The organism is Rhizobium sp. BK008, from assembly GCF_014197345.1.
Taxonomy (GTDB): Bacteria; Pseudomonadota; Alphaproteobacteria; order Rhizobiales; family Rhizobiaceae; genus Rhizobium; species Rhizobium anhuiense.
In genome coordinates, this window is sequence record NZ_JACIFK010000008.1 from 338,700 (window position 1) to 361,152 (window position 22,453).

Here is a 22,453-nt window from a genome sequence, read left to right on the forward strand (position 1 = left end):
GGATTATGCGCCACTCAAAGTGATTGGGCCGCTCAAAGCGGCCTTTTTTCGTTCACCGTGTAGGATATCGCGTGTCTCCTCCGTCATAGTGGAAACTCAAAGAGGAGATTTCATGATGGCCAGAGCAATCGCAATCATCGTCGCGCGCATCATCTTCAGTTTTGTGTTCTTCATGGCCGCCGGCTTCAAATTCGCCGATATCGCCGCGACGGCGGGCTATATCACCGCCGCAGGCTTTCCGATGGCGACATTCCTGGCCTGGGTCGCCGCCTTCTTCGAGATCGCGCTGGCGCTTGCCCTCATATCGGGAGCCTTCTTCACCGAGGCCAGCCTGCTCGCAGGCATCTATGTGATCTTCCTCGCCTTCGCCTTCCACGGCCCATCCCATTGGCAGCAGAACCAGGCCGAGTTCGGCTTCTTCATCGATCACTTTACCTTCCTCGCCGGCCTGCTCTTTGCCGCCGTCCATGGGCCGGAGAAATGGGCGTTGAACCACAGCCTCCTCAGATAGCCCGAACGACCGGCGCTCCTTGCGGAACCAAACAACCGCGCCGAACATTGGCTTACCGGCAAAACGGCAAGGAGAGCCCATGGAACTGAAAGGAAAGATCGCATTGGTGACAGGCGCCGGTTCGGGCATCGGCAAAGCCGCCGCCTTGCGGCTTGCCGCCGAGGGAGCAAGGGTCGCAGCATTGAGCCGCACAGCGGAAGAAGTCGAGAAAACCTGCGCCGAGATCGAGGCCGCCGGCGGCCAGTCGATGGCGTTGACGGCAGATACAAGCGACGAAGCTCAAATGCGGGGCGCCGTGAAGCAACTGACCAACACCTTCGACGGCCTCGACATCGTTGTCGCCAATGCCGGGATCAACGGAGTCTGGGCGCCGATCGATGATCTGCAGCCGGATGAATGGGACAAGACCATCGCCGTCAATCTGCGCGGCACCTATCTGACCCTGCATCTGGCGGTTCCGCATCTGAAGCGCCGCGGCGGTTCGATCGTCGTCGTTTCGTCCATCAACGGCACCCGTACCTTCACCACGCCGGGCGCCACCGCCTACACCGCAACCAAGGCCGGCCAGGTCGCCATGGTCCAGCAGCTCGCCCTCGAACTTGGTCGGCACGGCATTCGCGTCAATGCCGTCTGCCCCGGCGAGATCGAGACCAATATCGGCGCCAACACGAACAGCCGCCATCGCGAAGAGACCGAGGTGCCGGTCATCTGGCCGCAGGGGGATATCCCGATCGCCGGCGGCAGGGCAGGCAAGAGCGAGGACGTCGCCGAAACCATCCTCTTCCTCGCCTCCGACCGCGCCCGACACATCACCGGCACGCCGATCTGGATCGACGGCGGTCAGGGTCTGCTGCGATAGTCCTTGCCGATTCTGCCGCGGTCAGCCGTTCAGCCGGGCGCTTTCCAGCGTATAGAGCTGCTGGGCGCGCTGTACGCCGCGCAATGCGTAACGCCCGATGCAGGCGAGTGTCGCGCGCTCCTCCTCCGGGATCGCCGAGGCGAAATCGGAGGACATCAAGAGGTTGAGATCGACCGAGCGGCAGATCGAGGCGATGCGGCTGACCTCGTTGACGGCAGGGCCGATGACGGTAAAGTCCAGCCGGTCCTGGCTGCCGATATTGCCGTAGAAGACGTCGCCGATATGCAGGCCGATATAGACGTCGGTCGCGGCCCGGCCGGCCGCCCGGCGTTCATCATTCAACGTGCCGAGCTTTTCCCGCAGAAGGGATTCGGCGCGTAGGGCCGCGGAACAAGCCTCCGCCGGAACCTCGCCCTTGAAGATCGCCAGCACGCCGTCGCCGATCAGCTTCAGCACGTTGCCGCCGGATGCGTGGATCGCCGTGATCACAGCCTCGCTGTAGTCGTTGAGCAGCGGGATGATCTCCTCCGGCGGTACGCTGTCGGAGATCTTGGTGTAGTTCAGCAGATCGGAAAACCAGAGTGCTGCGGAAATCCGCTCCGATTTGCCGCGGCTGATCTTGCCTTCCATCACCTGGCGCGCGGCGTCCTCGCCGAGATAGACCTCCGCGATGGTGCGGGCGATGCGCCCAAGCGCGATGCATTTGATCGCCAGCCCCAACACCGGCACCAGCTTGCGCAGGATGGCAAGGTCGTGATCGGAAAAGCCCTCAGGATGTTTCGTCGCGAAATGCGAGAAGAAGCAATCCATCTCGCCGATCGTGCCAGCCTCGGAAAAACGATGCATCATCGCCACGAAATCCGTGTGGCCGGCTTCAGCGATCGTATCGAGCAGGCTGAAATCGATCGGATCGCCGAAACCGAGACGCCGGCGGATCTCCCGCTCGTTGCGAGACCAAAGATGATAGAAAGCCGAACGCTGCCAGTTCGACGCCGCTTCCCCCGAGCTCGTCGGACCATATTCGAACTCTGTCTGGATCTCTTCGACGCTGTCCCAGCGGAAAGCACGGCCCTCATGCACCGGATGCAACGTATCCATCAGCGCCAGACCACGGTCGAGCGGCAGGCCGGCATTACGACAGGCCGCGCAGAAACCGGTCATGAGCTCGGCTTCGGAAACACCCTTCAGTCCCTGCTCGGTCACCCAGGCTGCAATCGTGCTGACGTCGCTGTAATCCATGGCGCTCACCTTCACTCGTGCTTGGTCTGAGCTGTAGCCCGAATTCGGCACGGAAGGAAAGTCAATTGGCTCAATCGCCCGCGGGCATATTGTAGGGCGTGATGATTTCGACCGTTGAAAGCGAGGGCGAAACCGCCCGCCCCGACGCTTGTGCCCGGCTCATGATCGCCCTGAAGGCCGAGCGCGCATCGGTTCTGAGATCGTGATGCAGCACGAAGCCGATCCGACGCGCGGCAAGCAGGGCGCGATTATCGGCATCGAGATCATGGGCGACGAAGACGCGGACGGGACGTTGGGCCGCATCGAAGGCCGAAAGCACCGCCCGGTTGCCACCGCCGATCGAATAGACGGCGTTGATGGCGGGATCGGCGGCAAGCGCTGCCGCCGCAAGCGTTCCCGTGGCGGCATCGGTGCCGTGCCCCTCGCTGATTTCGGTAATGCCGATGTCGGGATAATGGGCGCGGATGCTGCGGCGAAAGCCGATTTCGCGCTCCTCCTCGCCGCGGAACCGCCCGCTCGACAGAGTCACCAGCACCTTGCCGCCATGGTCTCCAAGGAATTCGCCGATCAGATAGGCGGCGGTCTCTCCCGCCGCCCGGTTGTCGGCGCCGGCATAAGCGATGCGGGCCGAATTCGGCAGGTCGGTCACCAGCGTCACCACGGGAATGCCCGCCGCATCCGCCCGGGCAACCGCGGCAGCCACCTCGGCGACGTCAGGCGCCTTGAGCACAATGCCGTGCGTACCACGCAGCCGGATGCGATCGAGAAGCTGCACCAGTTCGGCCGGCTTCATCACCTCGGCGAAATGGAACCGGCAGCGGAAGACGCCGGGCAGGAAGGCCGCCATCTCCGCTTCGAAGGCAGTGCGCACCGCATCGCTGAAACGCTGTGGCGTCTCCATGACGATATCGATCGCCAGCACACGCCCGCTGCCCATCGCCCCCGCCTGCTGCTTCTCCAGCTCAGCGATCGCCGCCTTCACCCGCATCTCCGTCTGCCGGCGCACGCCCGGCCTGCCGTTCAGCACCCGGTCGACGGTCGCGGTGCTCAGGCCTGCCTGGAAGGCGATGTCCTTGACGAGAAAGAGATGGACCATGGCCGGGCCTGATGGTTTTTTGATGGATTTCTGATCTATATCACCTGGCATCGCGGCGTATAGTGCCTCCATCGGAAAGAGGGAGGAGCCCGCCATGAAAACCGACAACCCGCAGACACTGCGCGCCGACCGCGTCTGGCTGAGCGAAGAGGCCTGCGATCTCGACGATTTTCGCGACCTTGCGGAAAAAACGACGGTGCTTGCCGATTACCCCGCAGCGTCTGCGGTCGAAAAAAACGTGCTGATCTATGACAGCCGCAAGGTGATGGCAGCCGCCGCAACGCCGGAAGGCCGGCGCGCCGTGTTGGCGGAAATCTGCGAGGTCTTCAGCGAAGGTCCTGGGGTCGTCGTGTTCAAGCGCGCTTACGAAGACACCGGCATCATCGACCGCGCCAGCACGATCTTCGATGCGATCATCGAGGAGCAGCACCGCACCGCGACCGGCGGCGGCGATCACTTCGCCAAGCCTGGCGCCAACGATCGCATCTGGAATTCGCTGGAAAAACATTGCCTCGCCGATCCGGCAAATTTCGCCGAATATTACGGCAATCCCATCATCGCGCTGGCAAGCGAAGCCTGGCTCGGCCCGAGCTACCAGATGACGGCGCAGGTCAATCGCGTCAATCCGGGCGGCGCGGCGCAGTCGGCGCATCGCGATTACCATCTCGGGTTTCAGTCGTCTGCGGTGATCGAGCAGTTTCCGGCGCATGTGCACCGGCTCTCGCCGGTACTGACACTGCAGGGCGCGGTCGCCCATTGCGACATGCCGCTCGAAAGCGGCCCGACGCTCTTTCTGCCGCACAGCCAAACCTATGTGCCCGGTTATCTCGCGCTGAAACGGCAGGAGTTCCGCGATTATTTCGAAACCCATCATGTCCAGATGCCGCTCGAAAAAGGCGACGTCGTCTTCTTCAATCCCGCCCTTTTCCATGCCGCCGGCACCAACCGCTCGGCCGACATCAAGCGTGTCGCCAACCTCCTGCAAGTCTCCTCCGCCTTCGGCCGGGCGATGGAAACCGTCAACCGCGAGAAGATGAGCGCCAGGCTGTTTCCCGCCTTGAAGAGCTTGCAGGAAAAGCTCTCGCCTGATGAAACCGCCAACGCCGTCGCCGCCTGCGCCGAAGGTTATTCCTTCCCGACCAATCTCGACCGCGACCCGCCGCTCGGCGGACTGGCGCCGAAGACACAGGCGCAACTGATGCACGAGGCGCTGAAGGAAGGCTGGAGCGACGAGGCCTTTACCGCAGCACTTGCGGCGCAGGCGCAGAAGAAGCTGAGCTGATTGGAAGCGTAAGTCTCTTGTATCCGTACTGACACAAGCCTCCCGCATCCGCGGGAGGCCATTCGCACATCATCACAACGGAGGAACCACATGAGCACAGACCACGGCCGTCTCGACGGCAAGATCGCCATCATTACGGGCGGCACGCAAGGCTTGGGCGCCACCATCGCCCGCCTCTTCGCCGAGCGCGGCGCAAAGGGTATCGTCATCTGCGGCCGCAACGAAGCCAAAGGTAATGCGAAGGCCGCGGAGATTTCGGACGTGACCGGCGCCAGGGTCGTTTATATGAAGGCCGACCTCGGCAAGGTCGAGGAGGCGCAGAATGTCGTGCGCGCCTGCGATGAGGCCTTCGGCCGTGTCGACGCGCTGGTCAATGCCGCCGCCATTACCGATCGCGGCACCATTCTCGATACCAGCCCGGAGCTCTTCGACGCCATGTTCGCCGTCAATGTGCGCGCGCCGTTTTTCCTGATGCAGGAAGCGATAAAGGTCATGCGCCGCGAAAAGATCGAAGGCACCATCGTCAACATCGGCTCGATGTCGGCCAAAGCCGGCCAGCCCTTCATCGCCGCCTATTGCGCCTCCAAGGGCGCGCTGGAAACGCTGACGAAGAACACCGCCTACGCGCTGCTGCGCAACCGCATCCGCGTCAATGGTCTGAACATCGGTTGGATGGCCTCCGAAGGCGAGGACCGGATCCAGCGCGAATATCACGAGGCACCGGCCGACTGGTTGGAGAAGGCGGAGGCAAGCCAGCCCTTCGGCCGTCTCGTCGATCCGCACGAGGTGGCGCGCGCCTGCGCTTACCTGTCGTCTTCCGAATCCGGCCTGATGACCGGCTCGGTCATCTGCTTCGATCAGTCGATCTGGGGCGCCTACGACGGCTCGCCGCATCCGGTCGCAGCCCTCTGAGAAAGGCAGAGCCCGGCAATTCCGTCGCCGGGCTCTGGCACCTCCAGGTTTTTGCCGCTAGGAAAAGAACGGCAGCATTCAGGGAGGAAACCGGCATGGGCGACAATCCGATTTATGAGATCCGCGACGAACGCTTCGGTGCAATGATCATCGGCAGCGCCACCCTCGAGGAGCTTTATTCCGGCTGCCGCTGGACGGAAGGCCCGGTCTGGTTTTCCGACCTGAACTGCCTTCTCTGGAGCGATATCCCGAATGAACGGATGATGCGATGGACACCGGATGGAACGGTCTCCGTCTTCCGTTCACCATCCAACTACGTCAACGGCAATACCCGCGACCGGCAGGGCCGGCTGGTCTCCTGCGAACATGGCGGCCGCCGCGTCACCCGCACCGAGACGGACGGCACCATCACCGTTCTCGCCGACAGCTATAGGGGCAAGCGGCTGAATTCGCCGAACGACGTCGTCGTGCACTCCGACGGCGGGGCCTGGTTCACCGATCCGACTTACGGCATCCTGTCGGATTACGAGGGCCACAAGGCCGAGCCCGAGCAGCCGACCCGCAACGTCTACCGGATCGATCCGGCAAGCGGATCGATAGACGCCGTCGTCGAAGATTTCATCCAGCCGAACGGCCTTGCCTTCTCGCCCGACGAGACGAAGCTCTATATTGCCGATTCCGGCTCGGCAAAACATGACGTGCCGCGCCATATCCGCGTTTTCGACGTCATCGATGGCAGGAGGCTTGCGAATAGCCGTTACTTCTGCAGCCTCGACGTCGGCAATCCCGACGGCTTCCGCTTCGATGTCCAAGGCAATCTCTGGACGAGCGCCTCCGACGGCGTCCACTGCTTTTCGCCCGAGGGAACGCTGCTCGGCAAGATCAGGGTGCCGCAGACGGTGTCCAACCTCACCTTCGGCGGCCCCAAGAAAAACCGGCTCTTCATCACCGCGACGCGTTCGGTCTATTCGATTTATATCAAGACGACCGGCGCACAATATCCATAGATCAGGCCTTCAGCTGTCGGGACGCCCATGCAGCGGCTCGGCCCGATGCCAGTTTTCCAGGATGCGGCCATCTGTGTGTTTCTGCTGCGCCCAGCGGATGCCGTTCGAGATCACCTTATGCACGATCTTGTCGTGATAGATCGGGTAGGTCTCGTGGCCGGGGCTGAAGAAGAAAATGCGCCCGCGCCCGCGCTGGAAGGTGCAGCCGCTGCGGAACACCTCGCCACCGGAATACCAGGAGATGAACACAAGCTCGTCCGGCTGCGGAATATCGAAGGGCTCGCCGTACATTTCCGAGGCATTGACCTCGAAATAGGGCGGCAGTCCCTCGGCGATCGGATGCGAGGGATTGACCACCCAGACGCGTTCGAGGTCGCCATCCGGCGTCTCGCGCCAGGAAAGGTTGGCGTTGGTGCCCATCAGCCGGCGGAAGAGCTTGGAATGATGGCCGGAATGCAGGACCAGCAGGCCCATGCCCTTCAGCACACGCTGCTGCACGCGGTCGATCAGCCCGTCGCTGACCTCGTCATGCGCCATATGCCCCCACCAGAGCAGCACGTCGGTATCATCGAGCACGCTGTCCGGCAGGCCTTCATCGGGATCATCCAACGTGCCGCGGCGGATTTCGAAATCCGGATGGGCAATACCGGCGGCGATCGCGCCGTCGATACGGTCGGGGTAGATCTCCTGGACCTCCCTGTGGAGCTGTTCGTGGCGTCCTTCGTTCCAGATGGTGATCTTGATTGTCATGGCATTCCTCGATGTTTGGGCGATGGTTCAGGTGTCAGGCAGTTGCCGGACGGATCACTCGGCCGGCGGAATCGAACAGATGGCAGGCAGCCGGATCGGCCATCAGCGGCACGCGGTCGCCCGGCCGCACCGCGATATCGCCTTCGGCGCGCACCACGATCGGTTGCTGCGGCGAGCCGACGGTCATGTAGGTCTCGACGCCGAGGCGCTCGACGATGACCACCTCGGCGGTGAAATTTCCCCGCCCCTCCGGCGCGATCTTCAAATGCTCCGGCCGGATGCCGAGCTTGGCCTCGCCCTGCGGCACGACCCCGTTCGCATCGGCAAGATCGAGCGAAAGCCCGATCGGGCTGTCGAGATGCAGCCTGCCCGCTGATGCCTGCGTCGCGGTGACCGGGATGACATTCATCTTCGGCGAGCCGATGAAGGTCGCGACAAATTCATTCTCCGGCTGATGGTAGAGTGCCATCGGCGCCCCCGCCTGTGCCACCAGGCCCTTGTTCAGCACGACGATGCGGTCGGCCATCGTCATCGCCTCCACCTGGTCGTGGGTGACGTAGACGACAGTTGCCTTCAGCTCGCGGTGCAGACGCTGCAGCTCGGCGCGCATCTGCACGCGTAGCGCCGAATCGAGGTTCGACAGCGGCTCGTCGAACAGGATCAGCGCCGGTTTCTTGATGATGGCCCGGCCGATCGCCACACGCTGGCGCTGGCCGCCGGAAAGGGCGGCAGGGCGGCGGTCGAGATAGTCGGTCAGCTGCAGGATCTCGGCGACGGCTTCGACCTGCCGGCGGATTTCCGCCTCCGGCACCTTCTTCAGGCTGAGGGAGAAGCCGATATTTTCGGCAACACTCATATGCGGATAGAGCGCATAGGACTGGAACACCATGGCGATGCCGCGCTTGTCGGGCGGCACGTCGTTGATACGCTTGCCGTTGAGGATGAGGTCTCCGTCGTCGATGCCTTCGAGGCCGGCGATCATCCGCAGCAGCGTCGACTTGCCGCAGCCCGACGGGCCGACGAAGACGGCGAATTCGCCGTCTTCCACTGTGATGTCGACGCCTTTGATGACCTCGAGCGCGCCGTAGAATTTGCGAACGTTTCTGAGATTGATCATCTGTTTCTCTTTCTTGATCTCAGCCCTTCACGCCGCCCGAGAATGTCTGGACGAGGAAGCGCCGCGCAAAACCGAAGGCGACGACGGCAGGCAGCAGGTAGATGAAGGCCAAAGCCGTCAGAAGGCCGTAATCGATCTCGTTGATGCGCAGGAAGGCCCGGAAGAGACCGAGCGGCAGCGTCTGCAGTTCCGGTGACGACAGGAAGATCAGCGGCAGAAGGAAGTCACCCCAGGCCGACATGAAGGCGAACAGCCCGGCGGCCGCAAGCCCCGGCAGCGCCAGCGGGATCAGCACCCGGCGGATGCGCTGGATCAGTGTCGCTCCATCCATCAGCGCCGCCTCTTCGTAATCCCTCGGCAGCCCGTCGAAGAAGGTCTTCATGATCCAGAGCGCCAGCGGCAATTGCATGGTCGCCAGCACCAGGATCAGCCCGAGATAACCGTCGATAAAGCCGGTCCAGCGCATGATGTCGCGGGCATAGCTGCCGAAGATCGGCCTGAGCACTGCCGCTTCCGCATTGTTCAGCGTCAGCAGGAACTTGTAGAGCGGCACGACCAGCGCCGTCGGCGGCAGCACCCGGATGAGCAGGATCGCGTAGAGGAAGGGCAGCTTCCACCAGGCCCTGGTGCGTGACAGCGCATAACCGCCGAGCCCGGCAAGCACCATGACCAGCAGCGTCGCACCGCCGACCACGAAGAGCGAGTTGAACAGCCACTTCGCCCCGTCCTCCTTGGTGAAGACCTTGATATAGTTGGCGAAGGTCCACTGCTCCGGCCAGTGCAGGAAAAGCTGCGCATTGCCGTCGAGAGAGGCGAGTAGCACCCAGAAGAAGGGAACCGCGCAGAAGATCGAGATCAGCGACAGCGTCGCATAGGCGATGAGGTCGGAGCGGCCTTTGTTTGCGGTCTCGCTCGGGGAAACGACGGCCATGTCAGACCTCCACCTTCATGGCCCGGACATAGGCGATGCCCAATATCAGCGAGATGACGAGCGCGACGACCGCGACCGCCGCCCCATATCCCAGCTGGAAGGCCGTGAAGGACTGGTTATAGATATAGATGCTGACGACCTCGGTCGCCCCGCCCGGCCCGCCGCGCGTCAGCGCATAGACGAGGCCGAAGACGGCAATGGTGGAGACGGCCGAGATCAGCATGTAGAGCAGGATCGTCGGCATCATCAGCGGCAGGGTGATGCGGCGAAACATCTGCGACGGTGTGGCGCCATCCATGCGGGCCGCCTCGTAAATCTCCCCCGGTATGGTGCTGAGGCCCGCGGTCAGGAGGATCATCGCCGTGGCGATGCCGCGCCAAGTGTTGACGACGATAATCATCGACAGCGGGAAGACCTGCAGCCAGTCGGCCGGCGCGACACCGAAAAAGCTGACGATGCGGCTGAGCGTGGCATTGTCGCCGCCGGCCAGCATCGAGATCCACATGAAGCCGGCGACGACCTCAGGGGCGGCATTCGGCAACAGGATGATCGACGAGAACAGCCGCCGGAAGCGGATCGGCCGGCGCAGCGCCATTGCCGAGATCAGCCCAAGCACGAACTGGCCGATCACTGCCGAACCGATGACGAAGACGAAGGTGACGAACAGCGCGTTCCAGAACTTCGCGTCGTTGAGGAGCCGCGTATAATTCCTGAGACCGACGAAGCGGGGCCGCAGCGCCGCCGCCCCGGTCAGCGCCTCATTGGTAAAACTCAGATAGATGGAATAGAGGGCCGGATAGATGACGAAGGCCAGAAGCAGCACCAGCGAGGGCAGCAGGATCAGCAGCCACTGCCGCTCGGCGCGCTTTTCATGAGAGTTTCGGGCCATGGAAGCTCACAACCTTGTCGAATGAAGCCGGCTTATCGAATGAAAAGGGGAAGACGCGGGCGATGTCGCCGCGTCCCCGTTCGCTGGGAAAGAAAGCGGAGGCTTACTTGACCATGTCGTCGCCGAGCGTTTCCTTGACGTAGTCGACAAGGATCTTCTGGGCGCCGGCGGCGTCGGTTTCCTTGCGCAGCAGCGCTTCGGTGGCCCGCGCCACACCTTCGGAGACCGTGCCGAAGCCGGAGGCCTGCTTCAGGAACACGCCGTTCCCGGCCGCCGCATGGATCGGAACCAGTTCCGTCAGCTTCTGGAACTCGGCATTGTCGGCCGCGTCCTTGCTGGCGGGAATATTGCCGATGCGGGCGGCGTAGGAAACCTGTGTCTCGATCGAGCCGATCTCCATCAGCGCCTTGATCGCCAATTCGGTGTTGGCCGACTTGGAATTGACCGCCCACGGCGCGGCGAGATTGGCAAGCACATACTGGCCGCTGCTCTGGCCCGGTACTGTCCAGGTGCCGACCACCTTCGTCACGTCGGGAATCGGATTTTTGCTCTCGCGGCCCCAGTCGAAAATATAGCACCAGGAGCCGCAGGTGGTGGCGGCAAGCTTGCCTTCCGGGAACATCTGGTACTTCGGCACGACCCAGGGCTCGGGTCCGAGCAGCGGCTGCGTCGGCATCAGATCCTTGTCGATCAGTTCCTTGTAGACGTTGAAGACATCCTTGATGCCTTCGCCATTCAGATCGAGCTTGCCGTCGGCATCGACGAGCTGCGGCGTCTTCGAACCGACGAGCAGGTGCTGGAAGCCTTCGTCGAAGGCACCGCTTCCCCAGGAAACGCCGGCCGGGAACAGCAGGCCATAGGCGCCGGTTTTCTGCTTGATTTCGGCGGCACGATCGAGAAGCTCCTGCCAGGTCTTCGGCTGTTCGGTCGAGATGCCGGCCTTTTCGAGTACGTCCTTGCGATAATAGATTTCCTGGATGCCGAGCATGAACGGCATCACATAAGTCTCTCCATCCGGGCTGACGGCAAGCTCCTTGGCGACATCATAGAGTTTGGCGTAGCCATCCCAGGCCTTGAACTCCTTGGTCACCGGCGCGAGGTAGCCGGCTTCCACCATGTCGGCGACGGCGGCCGTCGTCGGGATGGAGAACAGGTCGGGGGCGTTGCCGGCGCCAAGCTCCGTCAGGAGTTTCGTCAGGTAATCCTTGTCCGGCGCCGGATATTCGATCACCTCGACGGTGACGCCATATTTCTTTTCGATCCGCTCGACCGTCGACTTCATCGCGTCGATGCCGGCCTGACCGTGATTTGCAATTCGGATTGTTTCAGCCTGCGCCAGCGTCGAAACCGCGCTCAGCAGAACGGCGCACAGGCCGCCAAGAACCATCTTCTTCAACGGAAGTCCTCCCTTTTTTAGAGACACGGCGCCCTCCAGCACCGACCGCGAAAATGTACACGCATTCCCAATGCTGACAAGACGGTTTTTAAAAAGATTCGTTATTGGGTATTAATACACTGATATTACTTATTTAATTAGATATTGCCATCACCGTAACGTTTGTGTAATCGTGTGCACAAATGCAATCAGGGAGGAAATTTCATGACTGGGAAATTGCGCCTCGGCGTCATCGGTGCCGGCCTGAAGGCGGCGGAATATGCCACGAGTTGGGTCAAGATGCCGGAGATCGAATTTGCTGCACTCGCCGACACCACGGCGGCTTCGCGCCAGCGCCTGCTCGACGTCTGCCTCGCCGCTGGCGCCCCCGAACCGAAGAGCTTCGAGGACTATCGTCAGATGCTCGGCCAGTGCCGGGACGAACTCGACATCGTCTACATCTCCACCCCGCATGCCTTCCATGCCGAGCAGGCAACTGCCGTTGCCGAGGCCGGCCTCGACCTCTTCCTCGAAAAGCCGATGGTGACGACAGTCACCGAGGCCGAGAGGCTGATCGCCGCGCAGAAGAAGAGCGGCGTCACCATCGTCACTGCCTTCCAGGGCGGCCTCTCGCCGCTGGTGCTCGACACGCGCCGGCGGGCGCTCGCCGGCGAATTCGGCGAACTGATCGCCATATCGGGCATGATCTGGGAAAGCTGGTCGTCGAACTATCATGGTCATTGGAAGCAGCAGCCTGAAATTTCAGGCGGCGGCTTCATGTTCGATACCGGCGCCCATATGATGAACACCGTCTGCCTGCTCGCCAATTCCGATTTCGACAGCGTTTCGGCCTACATGAACAACCACGGCAGGCAGGTCGACATCGCCACCGCCGTCTCCGCCCGGCTGAAAAACGGCGCGCTGACGACATTGACAGCCGCCGGCGAAGGCCCTCCGGGCTGCGCTTCCTACATCACCTTCTTCTATTCGAAGGCGATCGTGCGCATCGATGCCTGGGGCGGCTGGCGCGAGATCAGCGTCGGGCGGAGCGCCGAGCCGCGCGAGGAGGCCGAGATTCTCGGCAATCCGATGAAAAATTTCCTCGCCATTCGCGCGGGAAAGATGGAAAACTCCGGCTCCGTTGAAATGGGCCTCAGATTCGCTAGGCTATGGGATGCAATCAAGGAATCGGCAGCGGCCGACGGCGCTTCCGTCAGGATCGTCGCCTGATAGGCGCTGAAGATGAGCGGAATGAACAGACGGCGGATCACTTCGAAGGAACTGGCGAAACTCGCCGGCGTCTCCTCCGCCACCATTTCCCGCGCCTTCTCCCCGGATTCACGCATCGGCAGCGCCACCCGCGATCGCATCCTCGCCGTCGCCCGTGAACATGGCTACCAGCCGAATGCGATCGCCCGCTCGCTGAACAACCAGCGCTCGCGCCTCGTCGCATTGGTCGTCAATGCGATCGGCAACCCCTGCGAAGCCGAGGAACAGCAGCTTCTCGTCCACCGCCTGCAGGCAAGACAATTGCTGCCGATCATCCTCTGCTGCGCCGATCATTCCGACCGGCTGCAGCTGATGCGCCTCGCCTCCACCTATCAGGTCGATCACGTCGTCGTCTTTTCCGACATGGTGTCGATGCAGGATGCCGTCGACATCTTTCACACGACGAAGCCGATCATCGTCTCCTTCGAGCCGCTCGACAACGAAAACGTCTCCAGCATCCGCATCGACGGCTCTGGGGCCGCCGACGAGATCATCGACAAGATCGTCCGCGACGGCAAGAAGCGTTTCGCCTACCTCTCCGGCACCAATTCAAGCTGGATCGACAAGCTCAGGCGCAAATGGTTCGCCGATGCGCTCGCCAAGCGCGGCCTCTCTTTCGAGGCGCAGGCCTTCGGCGACTATTCCTATGATTCCGGCTTCAAGGAAGCCGTGCTGCTGCTGCACCGCGACAAGGTCGATGCCATCATCTGCGGCAACGACGTCATGGCGATCGGCGCACGCGATGCCGCCCGCCGGGTGATCGGCAAGAACACGCCTGACGATATCGCCATCGTCGGCCAGGACGGCATCGCCATGGCCGCCTGGGATTGCAACGACCTCACCACGCTGAGCCTCGACCACGTCGCCTTCATCGATGCCGTCGTCGAACTGATCGAACGCCATGACGCCGAGATCGAAGGCCCGCACAGCATCACACTCACCTGCACCGCCCGCTGGGGCTCGACCGCATAGCGGCACACATCCATTGCATCGAGGAGGAATACCGATGACCAGATTTTCACGCGCCGAAAGGCGCCGCAATGTCCCTGATGCCGTAAGCTGGAGAGCCTGAAATGCGTTCCGTCGTCTCCTTCAATGAAGGCTGGAGTTTCCATGAGGGCTTCGGCCAGCGTTTGCTCGAAACTTTCGATGCCGCCAAATCGGTCAGCCTGCCGCACACCGCCGTCGAACTGCCCTTCAACTATTTCGATGAGACCAGCTACCAGCGCGCCTTCACCTATCAGAAGGTGCTGCGCTGGCTGCCGGAGTTCGAGGGGCGCGAGGTCTCGCTCGTCTTCGATGCCGCCATGGCCGACAGCGTCGTCTATCTGAACGGCGAGGAAATCGTCGCCCATAAGGACGGCTACACGCCCTTCGAGGCCCGCCTCACCGGCAGGCTCGCCAGGGGAGAGAACCTCGTCACCGTCAAGATCGACGGCAGCGAGAACCCGGCCATTCCGCCTTTCGGCGGCCGCATCGATTATCTCACCTATGCCGGCATCTACCGCGACGTCTGGCTGAAGGTCACCGACCCGGTGTCGATCCGCAATCTCAAGATCGAAACCACGGACGTTCTTCGCCCGGAGAAATCGGCAACCGTGCGCGTCGATATCGCCAATCCCGAGAGCCGCAGCTTCTCGGCGACCGTCACCGCCACGCTGAAGCAGGCCGACGGCACGGTGGTCGCCACCGCCGCCACCGAAACGATCGGCAGCCGCACCACGCTCTCCTTCGGCGGCCTCACCGGCATCACCCTCTGGGACATCACCGATCCCACACTCTATGACGTCACCGTCGAACTCAGGACCGAGCACGGCTCCGACCGTGTCTCGACGCGGTTCGGCTTCCGCACCGCCGAATTCACGCCGGAAGGTTTTCTCCTGAACGGCAAGCCGCTGAAGCTGCGCGGCCTCAACCGTCACCAGGCCTTCCCCTATGTCGGTTATGCCGCCGGCCGCTCCGCCCAGGAGCGCGACGCCGACATCATGAAGACGGTGCTGAAGTGCAATATCGTCCGCACCTCGCATTATCCGCAGTCGAAATGGTTCCTCGACCGCTGCGACACGATCGGCCTGCTGGTTTTCGAGGAAATCCCCGGCTGGCAGCATATCGGCGATGCCGATTGGCAGCAGGAATCGATCGAGAACGTCCGCCGCATGATCGAGCGCGACTGGAATCACCCCTCGATCATCATCTGGGGCGTGCGCATCAATGAATCGCAGGACAATCACGATTTCTACGCCGAGACCAACCGGCTCGCCCGCGAGCTCGACAGCACCCGCCAGACCGGCGGCGTGCGTTATATCACCGAGAGCGAACTGCTCGAGGACGTCTACACGATGAACGACTTCATCCTCGGCAACGAGGAACTGCCGGGCGCCAACCGCCCTCGCACGACGCTGCGCGGCCAGCAGGAAAATACCGGACTGTCCCACAAGGTGCCGTACCTCATCACCGAGTTCAACGGCCACATGCACCCGACGAAGATTTACGATCAGGAGCAGCGCCAGGCCGAGCATGTACGCCGGCACCTGGACGTGCTGAACGCCGCCTACGGCGATGCCGATATATCCGGCGCCATCGGCTGGTGCATGTTCGACTACAACACGCACAAGGATTTCGGCTCCGGCGACCGCATCTGCTATCACGGCGTCATGGACATGTTCCGCGAGCCGAAATTCGCGGCCTATGCCTATATCAGCCAGTGCGATCCATCAGACGAGATCGTCATGAAGCCGGCAACCTTCTGGGCGCGTGGCGAACGCAATATCGGCGGCGTGCTGCCGCTGATCATCCTGACCAACTGCGACGAGGTGGAGCTGCAATATGGCGCGCTTTCCAAACGCATCGGCCCGGACCGCGAAAACTACCCGCATCTGCCGCATCCGCCCGTCGTGCTCGACCATCGCCACTTCACCGCCGATGAGCTCGGCACCTGGGGTCTCGAATGGATCGACGGCACCTTCACCGGCTATATCGACGGCAAACCGGTGGCCAGCCTGACGCTGGCGGCCGATCCGTTGCCGACGACACTTGAGGTCGTTGCCGACAGTTCGACGCTCAGAGCCCGCGAACGCGACAGCACACGCGTCATCATCCGCGCCCTCGACCAGAGCGGCCAGCGCCTGCCCTTCATGAATGACAGCATTTCGCTGAAGGTGCACGGCCCGGCAAGGATCGTCGGCCCGGCCACTGTGCCATTGCAGGGCGGCACATCAGGCTTCTGGCTGGAGGCGACGGGCTTCACCGGCGAGATCACCGTCGAAGTCGTTTCTACGCGTTTCGCACCGGTGACAACAAGCGTGACGGCCGCCTGACGGCCATCACCCGATCCTCGCCTGGCTTTCTGGATCGAAGAACACGGCCTTATCGAGATTGAAGGCCAGTCGGGTTGTCTGGCCAGGTGCAATGCCGGCATCGGCGCGCAGGCGGGCGACGACGGATTTGCCGCCGAGCTTGGTGACGGCGAAGGTGTCGGAGCCGGCCGGTTCGACGACTTCGATCAGGCAGTCGCCCTCGCTCAGCATGCGCGCCTTGCGGTCGGCGCCATCCGGATCGGTCAAGGCCTCGGGGCGGATGCCGAAGATCACCTGTCTGCCGGTATAGGTGGTCAGGCCATTGTTGCCAGCCATGACGGGGAGCTTGAGCGGGGCGGCATTCGGCCGCTCCAGCGAGACTTCGAGCCCGCCGGCGCCGTTTTCGACGGTGGCGGTCAAGAGGTTCATCGCCGGCGATCCCATGAAGTCGGCGACGAAGATATTGGAGGGGCTGTTATAGATCTCGGCCGGCGTGCCGAACTGCTGCAGCACGCCGTCCTTCAGCACGGCGATCTTGGTCGCCAGCGTCATCGCCTCGATCTGATCATGGGTGACATAGACGAAGGTGGTGCCCATGCGCTGATGCAGCCGCTTGATCTCGGTGCGCATGTCGACCCGCAGCTTGGCATCGAGATTGGAGAGCGGTTCATCGAACAGGAAGACCTGCGGGTTGCGCACCAAGGCTCTCCCCATGGCGACGCGCTGGCGCTGGCCGCCCGACAGCTGGCTCGGCTTGCGGTCGAGCAGATGGCCGATCTGCAGCATGTCGGAGACCTGTTTGATCGCCTTGGCACGTTCGTCCTTCGGCACGCCGCGGATCTCCATGCCGAAGGCGATGTTGCCCGCCACCGTCATGTTCGGATAGAGCGCATAGGACTGGAACACCATGGCGATGTCGCGCTTGGAGGGATGCAGGCCGCTGATGTCGCGTCCGTCGATCCTGATATCGCCCGAGGTGATCGTCTCCAGCCCGGCAATGGTGTTGAGCAGGGTGGACTTGCCGCAGCCGGACGGGCCGACCAGCACGAGAAAGCCGCCCTTGTCGAGTTCGAGGTCGATGCCCTTGAGAATGTCGACGGCGCCGAAGCGCTTTTTCAGACCGGAGATTTCGAGGAAGGCCATGGATTACCCTTTGACAGCGCCCGCCATCAGACCGCGCACGAAGTAGCGGCCGGCGAGGATATAGACGATGAGCGTCGGCACGGCGGCGATCATCGCCGCCGCCATGTTGACATTGTATTCGACCACCCCGGTCGAGGTGTTGACGACATTGTTCAGCGCCACCGTCATCGGCATGGAATCGCCGGTGCCGGCATAGGCCGAGGCAAACAGGAAGTCGTTCCAGATATTGGTGAACTGGTAGATGACGGTGACGACGATGATCGGCAGCGAGTTCGGCAGCATGATGCGGCGGAAGATCTGGAAGAAGCTGGCGCCATCGACCTGGGCGGCCCGCACCAGCTCGGTCGGAAAGGCCTCGTAGAAATTGCGGAAGAACAGCGTCGTGAAGCCGAGGCCGTAGACGACATGGACGAAGACCAGATTGACCGTCGGATTGCCGAAGCCAAAGGCAAAGCCGGTGGCATTCTGCAGCGTCATGCCGAAGCGGCCGAGCGCTCCCAGGATCGTCGCCATCGGCAGCAGCACCGACTGGAACGGGATGAAGCAGGCAAACAGCATCAGCCCGAACACCAGCGTGTGGCCGGGAAAGCGCCATTTGGTGAGCACATAACCGTTCAGCGCCCCCATGATGGTGGAGATGGCGACGGCCGGCACCACCATCTTGATCGAGTTCCAGAAGTAGCCCTTGATGCCGGCGCAGGTCAGACCCACACAGGTCTCGCCCCAGGCCTTGATCCAGGGATCGAAGGTCGGGGATTGCGGCAGCGCCAGCATGTTGCCGTTCTGGATCTCGTCCATGGTCTTGAACGAGGTGGTCAGCATGACGAAGAGCGGCATCAGGTAGAGGATGGCGAAGATCACGAGCAGGCCGTAGATGACGGTGCGGCCGATCCAGCGGCTGTTGCTGTTGTTGTTGCTGTTGTCGCTGGCCTGCGGGGTTGCGATTGCCGGAGAGGTCACGCTGCTCATCGGGCCTTCTCCTTCAGTTCGGAATAGAGATAGGGCACGATGATCGCCGAGATGGTCATCAGCATGATGATGGCGCTGGCCGAGCCGACGGCCATCTCGTTGCGCTTGAAGGTGTATTCATACATGAAGTTGGACGGCAGCCAGGCCGAGCCGCCCGGCCCGCCCGAGGTCAGCGCCACCACCAGGTCATAAGACTTGATCGCCATATGGGCGAGCACGATGAAGGCCGACAGAAAGATCGGCCGCAGCAATGGAATGACGATGCGGCGGTAGAGCTGGAAGGGCGAGGCGCCGTCGATCTGGGCGGCCTTCATGATCTCGCCGTCGATGCCGCGCAGGCCCGCCAGGAACATCGCCATGACGAAGCCGGATGCCTGCCACACACCGGCGATGACGACGGTGTAGATGACGAAGTCCTTGTTCTTGATCCAGTCGAAGTGGAAGCTCGTCCAGCCGAAGTAGTGCAGCGTCTGTTCCAGGCCGAGGCCGGGGTCGAGGAACCATTTCCAGGCAACGCCGGTGACGATGAAGGAGAGCGCCATCGGATAGAGGAAGATCGGCCGGAGCAGCCCCTCGCCGCGGATCTTCTGGTCGAGCAGGATGGCGAGGAAGAGACCGAGCGCCAGGCAGATGCCGACATAGAGGAAGCCGAAGATCGCCATGTTGGTGATCGAGGTATACCAGGAAGACGGCGGATCGCTCTCGAAGGTCCAGCGCCACAGCCGCTGATAGGCGCGTGCACCGGTCAGCGCATAGGAGGGAAAGGTCTTGGAATTGGTGAAGGACAGATAGGCCGTCCAGATGATGAAGCCGTAGACGAAGATGATGGTGATGACGAAGCTCGGCGCCAGCACGATCTTCGGCAGCGCATCCTGCAGCCGGCCGCGCAACGAGATACCCGTCGATTGCCGCGGCGTCAGAACCGGATCGGTGGTCGCAACTGTGCTCATGGAATGTCATCTCCTCCCCGCATGATGGCTCCTCGATATCGTCCGGGCATGATCATCCTGCATGATCGGCGCGGAGCCTGAAGCTTCCCCGCGGGTCACGCGGGGAAGCATTGTCATCACAATTGATCTCAGCGGGCGTCGTCGATCGCCTGGACCAGCTGGGTCACGGCCTCGTCGGAGGTCTTGATCTGGCCGTGGACGAACTTCGAGACGACGTCCTTATAGGCATTGGCGATCGCCGGCGGTGCGCCATAGCCTTGCGCCAGCGAGCCGAACAGCGTGCCGCCTTCATTGGCAGCCTTCAGGTCGGCGATACCCTTCTTGCCGCAGGCGTCGAAGTCGGTATCGGGAACGTCGGTACGAGCCGGCACCGAACCCTTGACGACGTTGAAGGCCGACTGGAAGCTCTTCGACAGCGTTGCGGTTGCCAGCGCCACCTGCGCCGCCTTGCGGTCGTCGGGGACGTTGAACATGCCGAACATGTCGGAGTTGTAGATCACGCTGCCGTCGGTGCCGGGGAAGCGGTAGCACAGGAAGTCGGTATCCGGCGTCTTCTTGGCGGCGACGAATTCGCCCTTGGCCCAGTCGCCCATCACCTGCACCAGCGCGTCACCCTTGATGACCATGGCGGTGGCGAGGTTCCAGTCGCGGCCGGAGAAGTTCGGATCGACATATTTGACGATCGTCGCCAGATTATCGAAGGACTTCTTCATCGTCTCGGACTTCAGCGACTCTTCATCGAGGTCGTTGAAGGCCTTCTTGTAGAACTCCGGACCGCCGGTCGACAGCACGATGGAATCGAACATCGTCGCTTCCTGCCAGTTCTGGCCGCCAAGGGCGAGCGGGATGACGCCGGCGGCCTTGGCCTTGTCAAGCAGGGCGATCAGATCGTCAAAGGTCTTCGGCTGGGTGCCGCCGATCTTGTCCATCACCGCCTTGTTGATCCACAGCCAGTTGACCGAGTGGACGTTGACCGGGGCTGCGACCCACTTGCCGTCATAGACCGAGAATTTCTGCAGCGCCGCCGGCACCGACTTGTCCCAGCCTTCCTTCTTCGCCGTCTCCGTCAGGTCACCCATGACGCCGGCCTGGGCATAATCGAGCACGGTATACCCCAGCATCTGCGAGGCTGTCGGATAGGTGCCGGCCGCCACCATCGCCTTCAGCGCCGTCATCGCCGCGTCACCGCCACCGCCGGCCACCGGAACATCCTTCCAGGCAAAACCTTCCTTCGACAGATCCTGCTTCAGAACGTTCAGCGCCGCTGCCTCGCCGCCCGACGTCCACCAGTGCAGCATCTGCACTTCCTTCACGTCGGCTGCCTGCGCTGCGCTCAGGCCGGCCATCATCACGACAGCAATCGCTGCCGAGCTCAAAAACTTGCGCATGAATTTCCTCCCATTTGCAAATCGGCGGCGGGACCCTCCCTGCCGCCCGATGTTTTCCACCCATTGTGGCGGTCGACATACGACCGCGCTCCTCCGCGCGGTTGCTAATTTAAAACGTTATAACTCTTTGATCGTCAAGTCCTTTCTCGACTGTCGAGAAAAATATGGTTATTTCGCCATGGCATTGAAACTAATAGATATTTTCTGTAAGATTAACAAAACGTAAAAATTTAAAACGTTTTCATTCGTTGATTGCGTGCCGGATTCATCGTGTTATTGTGTCGGCAAATCCACCATGGAAAGCTCAGGGTGACCGAACCGTCCCGGCCGCAACGCGGCGAAAATTTCGATATCGCACACAGGCGCGGCAAGCCGACCTTGCGAACGATCGCCACGATCGCCGGTCTTGCCGTGACGACGGTGTCACGGGCGCTTTCCGACGCGCCGCAGATTTCGCTGGAGACCCGTCAACGCGTGCACCGTATCGCCCGCGAGATCGGCTATCTCCCCGACCGGGCCGCGCAGCGTCTGAAGACCGGCCGCACCAACGTCATCGCCATTCTGCTCGATTCGCACGAGGAGGTGGTCGGCTTCAGCACCTCGATCATGTACGGCATCGCCAAGGCGCTGAAAGAGACCGCCTACCATCTAGTCGTCGCCCCGAACTTCCTGTCGACGACCGACGTCGAAGCCGCCGAATACATTATCCGTAACCACCTCGCCGACGGGCTGATCTTCACACGCACCGAACCGCTCGATGCCCGTGTCCGCCTCCTGCTCGAAACCGGCTTTCCCTTCATCTGTCACGGCCGCACCGAATTTTCGACGCCGCACCCCTATGTCGACTATGACAATTTCACCTTTGCCTATGAGGCGACGCGCCGGCTGATCGCCAAGGGCCGCAGAAAGGTGGCGGTGATCCTGCCGCCGAAACGGCTGACCTTCTGCCAGCATATTCTGCATGGTTTCATGACGGCGGTGCGCGAAGCAGGCATCGCCTATGAGATCCCTGAGGCCATCGATCTCGATACACCGGCGGGTGTGCTGCGCGACTTCATTCGCGGCCGCGCTGATGCCCCGGATGCTCCTGACGGTTTCATCTGTCCCGGCGAAGTTTCGGCGCTCGCCGTCATCAGCGGCATGAGCGATGCCGGCCGTTTACTGGCCATCGATTACGATATCGTCGCCAAGGAGACGTCCCGCCTTCTCAGCCAGTTGCAGCCGAAGGTCGACACGATCCACGAGGACCTGACGGCCGCCGGCGAGGATCTCGGCCGCATGCTGCTGCAGCGCATCAACAATCCGGACGCCGAAGATCTGCAGCTTCTGCTGCCGCCGCAGATCAACTTTCCGGTCGGTTAACCGCTCGGCTGTGACGGCCGACCTCTTAAAACTGTTTGCATGACGCGTGATTTGTCCTAGAAGCACCGCGTAATCCGGTCGCAGCCCACCCGGTCAAAACAAGGGATC

20 protein-coding genes are annotated in these 22,453 nt (G+C 62.1%); 9 read left to right on the forward strand and 11 right to left on the reverse strand.

Translation table 11 applies throughout. The features are described from left to right. The first annotated feature begins 115 nt into the window (after positions 1-115). Positions 116-511: a DoxX family protein gene (locus FHT69_RS27600; RefSeq protein WP_063475378.1), complete on the forward strand. Its 396-nt coding sequence runs from the start codon at positions 116-118 to the stop codon at positions 509-511. A 79-nt stretch (positions 512-590) separates the two neighbouring features. Beyond that, positions 591-1,370 (forward strand): SDR family oxidoreductase, encoded by a 780-nt coding sequence (locus FHT69_RS27605; RefSeq protein ID WP_047616659.1) that lies wholly within the window; start codon positions 591-593, stop codon positions 1,368-1,370. Between the two features lie 21 nt (positions 1,371-1,391). On the opposite strand, the gene FHT69_RS27610 is transcribed toward FHT69_RS27605, so the two are convergent. Then, a complete protein-coding gene (locus tag FHT69_RS27610) occupies positions 1,392-2,609 on the reverse strand; it encodes an adenylate/guanylate cyclase domain-containing protein (RefSeq protein ID WP_063475265.1) in 1,218 nt (405 codons plus the stop codon). 70 nt (positions 2,610-2,679) lie between these two features. Next, positions 2,680-3,705, reverse strand: a complete 1,026-nt coding sequence (locus tag FHT69_RS27615; RefSeq protein ID WP_183906240.1) for a LacI family DNA-binding transcriptional regulator — start codon at positions 3,703-3,705, stop codon at positions 2,680-2,682. A gap of 94 nt (positions 3,706-3,799) precedes the next feature. Here FHT69_RS27615 and FHT69_RS27620 point away from each other — a divergent pair, with 94 nt between their 5' ends. The 3 genes from FHT69_RS27620 to FHT69_RS27630 all read left to right on the forward strand — a co-directional run bounded on the left by FHT69_RS27620 (position 3,800) and on the right by FHT69_RS27630 (position 6,906). Continuing rightward, on the forward strand, positions 3,800-4,987 hold the full coding sequence (locus FHT69_RS27620) for a phytanoyl-CoA dioxygenase family protein (protein WP_183906219.1): 1,188 nt from the start codon (positions 3,800-3,802) through the stop codon (positions 4,985-4,987). A 90-nt stretch (positions 4,988-5,077) separates the two neighbouring features. Continuing rightward, positions 5,078-5,899, forward strand: a complete 822-nt coding sequence (locus FHT69_RS27625; protein ID WP_127430702.1) for an SDR family oxidoreductase — start codon at positions 5,078-5,080, stop codon at positions 5,897-5,899. 95 nt (positions 5,900-5,994) lie between these two features. Then, the gene (locus FHT69_RS27630; RefSeq protein ID WP_183906220.1) at positions 5,995-6,906 is read left to right on the forward strand and encodes an SMP-30/gluconolactonase/LRE family protein; all 912 of its coding nucleotides are present in this window, start codon (positions 5,995-5,997) and stop codon (positions 6,904-6,906) included. A gap of 9 nt (positions 6,907-6,915) precedes the next feature. Here the strand turns inward: FHT69_RS27630 and FHT69_RS27635 are convergent, their stop codons facing one another. The 5 genes from FHT69_RS27635 to FHT69_RS27655 form a co-directional block, all read right to left on the reverse strand. Continuing rightward, complete coding sequence (locus tag FHT69_RS27635) at positions 6,916-7,656, reverse strand: ThuA domain-containing protein (protein ID WP_127430700.1); 741 nt, start codon at positions 7,654-7,656, stop codon at positions 6,916-6,918. Between the two features lie 34 nt (positions 7,657-7,690). Then, positions 7,691-8,773, reverse strand: a complete 1,083-nt coding sequence (locus tag FHT69_RS27640) for an ABC transporter ATP-binding protein (protein WP_127430699.1) — start codon at positions 8,771-8,773, stop codon at positions 7,691-7,693. 19 nt (positions 8,774-8,792) lie between these two features. Continuing rightward, positions 8,793-9,704 (reverse strand): carbohydrate ABC transporter permease, encoded by a 912-nt coding sequence (locus FHT69_RS27645; protein WP_132575793.1) that lies wholly within the window; start codon positions 9,702-9,704, stop codon positions 8,793-8,795. Between the two features lies 1 nt (position 9,705). Continuing rightward, entirely contained in the window at positions 9,706-10,593 is an 888-nt protein-coding gene (locus FHT69_RS27650) for a carbohydrate ABC transporter permease (RefSeq protein WP_127430697.1), read from the reverse strand. Positions 10,594-10,696: 103 nt separating this feature from the next. Then, the gene (locus tag FHT69_RS27655) at positions 10,697-11,989 is read right to left on the reverse strand and encodes an ABC transporter substrate-binding protein (protein ID WP_047616172.1); all 1,293 of its coding nucleotides are present in this window, start codon (positions 11,987-11,989) and stop codon (positions 10,697-10,699) included. A 204-nt stretch (positions 11,990-12,193) separates the two neighbouring features. Here FHT69_RS27655 and FHT69_RS27660 point away from each other — a divergent pair, with 204 nt between their 5' ends. The 3 genes from FHT69_RS27660 to FHT69_RS27670 all read left to right on the forward strand — a co-directional run bounded on the left by FHT69_RS27660 (position 12,194) and on the right by FHT69_RS27670 (position 16,554). After that, positions 12,194-13,198 carry a Gfo/Idh/MocA family protein gene (locus FHT69_RS27660; RefSeq protein ID WP_183906221.1) on the forward strand — a complete coding sequence of 335 codons (1,005 nt, stop codon included), beginning with the start codon at positions 12,194-12,196 and terminating at the stop codon, positions 13,196-13,198. A gap of 12 nt (positions 13,199-13,210) precedes the next feature. Beyond that, positions 13,211-14,209 carry a LacI family DNA-binding transcriptional regulator gene (locus FHT69_RS27665; protein WP_047616168.1) on the forward strand — a complete coding sequence of 333 codons (999 nt, stop codon included), beginning with the start codon at positions 13,211-13,213 and terminating at the stop codon, positions 14,207-14,209. 101 nt (positions 14,210-14,310) lie between these two features. After that, positions 14,311-16,554: a glycoside hydrolase family 2 protein gene (locus tag FHT69_RS27670; protein WP_183906222.1), complete on the forward strand. Its 2,244-nt coding sequence runs from the start codon at positions 14,311-14,313 to the stop codon at positions 16,552-16,554. A 6-nt stretch (positions 16,555-16,560) separates the two neighbouring features. Here the strand turns inward: FHT69_RS27670 and FHT69_RS27675 are convergent, their stop codons facing one another. From FHT69_RS27675 to FHT69_RS27690, 4 genes are all read right to left on the reverse strand, one after another. Continuing rightward, positions 16,561-17,676: an ABC transporter ATP-binding protein gene (locus FHT69_RS27675; protein ID WP_028757118.1), complete on the reverse strand. Its 1,116-nt coding sequence runs from the start codon at positions 17,674-17,676 to the stop codon at positions 16,561-16,563. Between the two features lie 3 nt (positions 17,677-17,679). Then, the gene (locus FHT69_RS27680) at positions 17,680-18,645 is read right to left on the reverse strand and encodes a carbohydrate ABC transporter permease (RefSeq protein ID WP_183906223.1); all 966 of its coding nucleotides are present in this window, start codon (positions 18,643-18,645) and stop codon (positions 17,680-17,682) included. Continuing rightward, entirely contained in the window at positions 18,642-19,595 is a 954-nt protein-coding gene (locus FHT69_RS27685; protein WP_183906224.1) for a carbohydrate ABC transporter permease, read from the reverse strand. Before FHT69_RS27685 ends, FHT69_RS27680 begins: the two co-directional genes overlap by 4 nt. 128 nt (positions 19,596-19,723) lie before the next feature. Continuing rightward, the gene (locus tag FHT69_RS27690) at positions 19,724-20,983 is read right to left on the reverse strand and encodes an ABC transporter substrate-binding protein (RefSeq protein WP_028755622.1); all 1,260 of its coding nucleotides are present in this window, start codon (positions 20,981-20,983) and stop codon (positions 19,724-19,726) included. 309 nt (positions 20,984-21,292) lie between these two features. On the opposite strand from FHT69_RS27690, the gene FHT69_RS27695 reads away from it, so the two are divergent. Further along, positions 21,293-22,345, forward strand: coding sequence for a substrate-binding domain-containing protein (locus tag FHT69_RS27695; RefSeq protein ID WP_028755621.1), 1,053 nt, complete (start codon positions 21,293-21,295; stop codon positions 22,343-22,345). Positions 22,346-22,453: the final 108 nt, after the last annotated feature.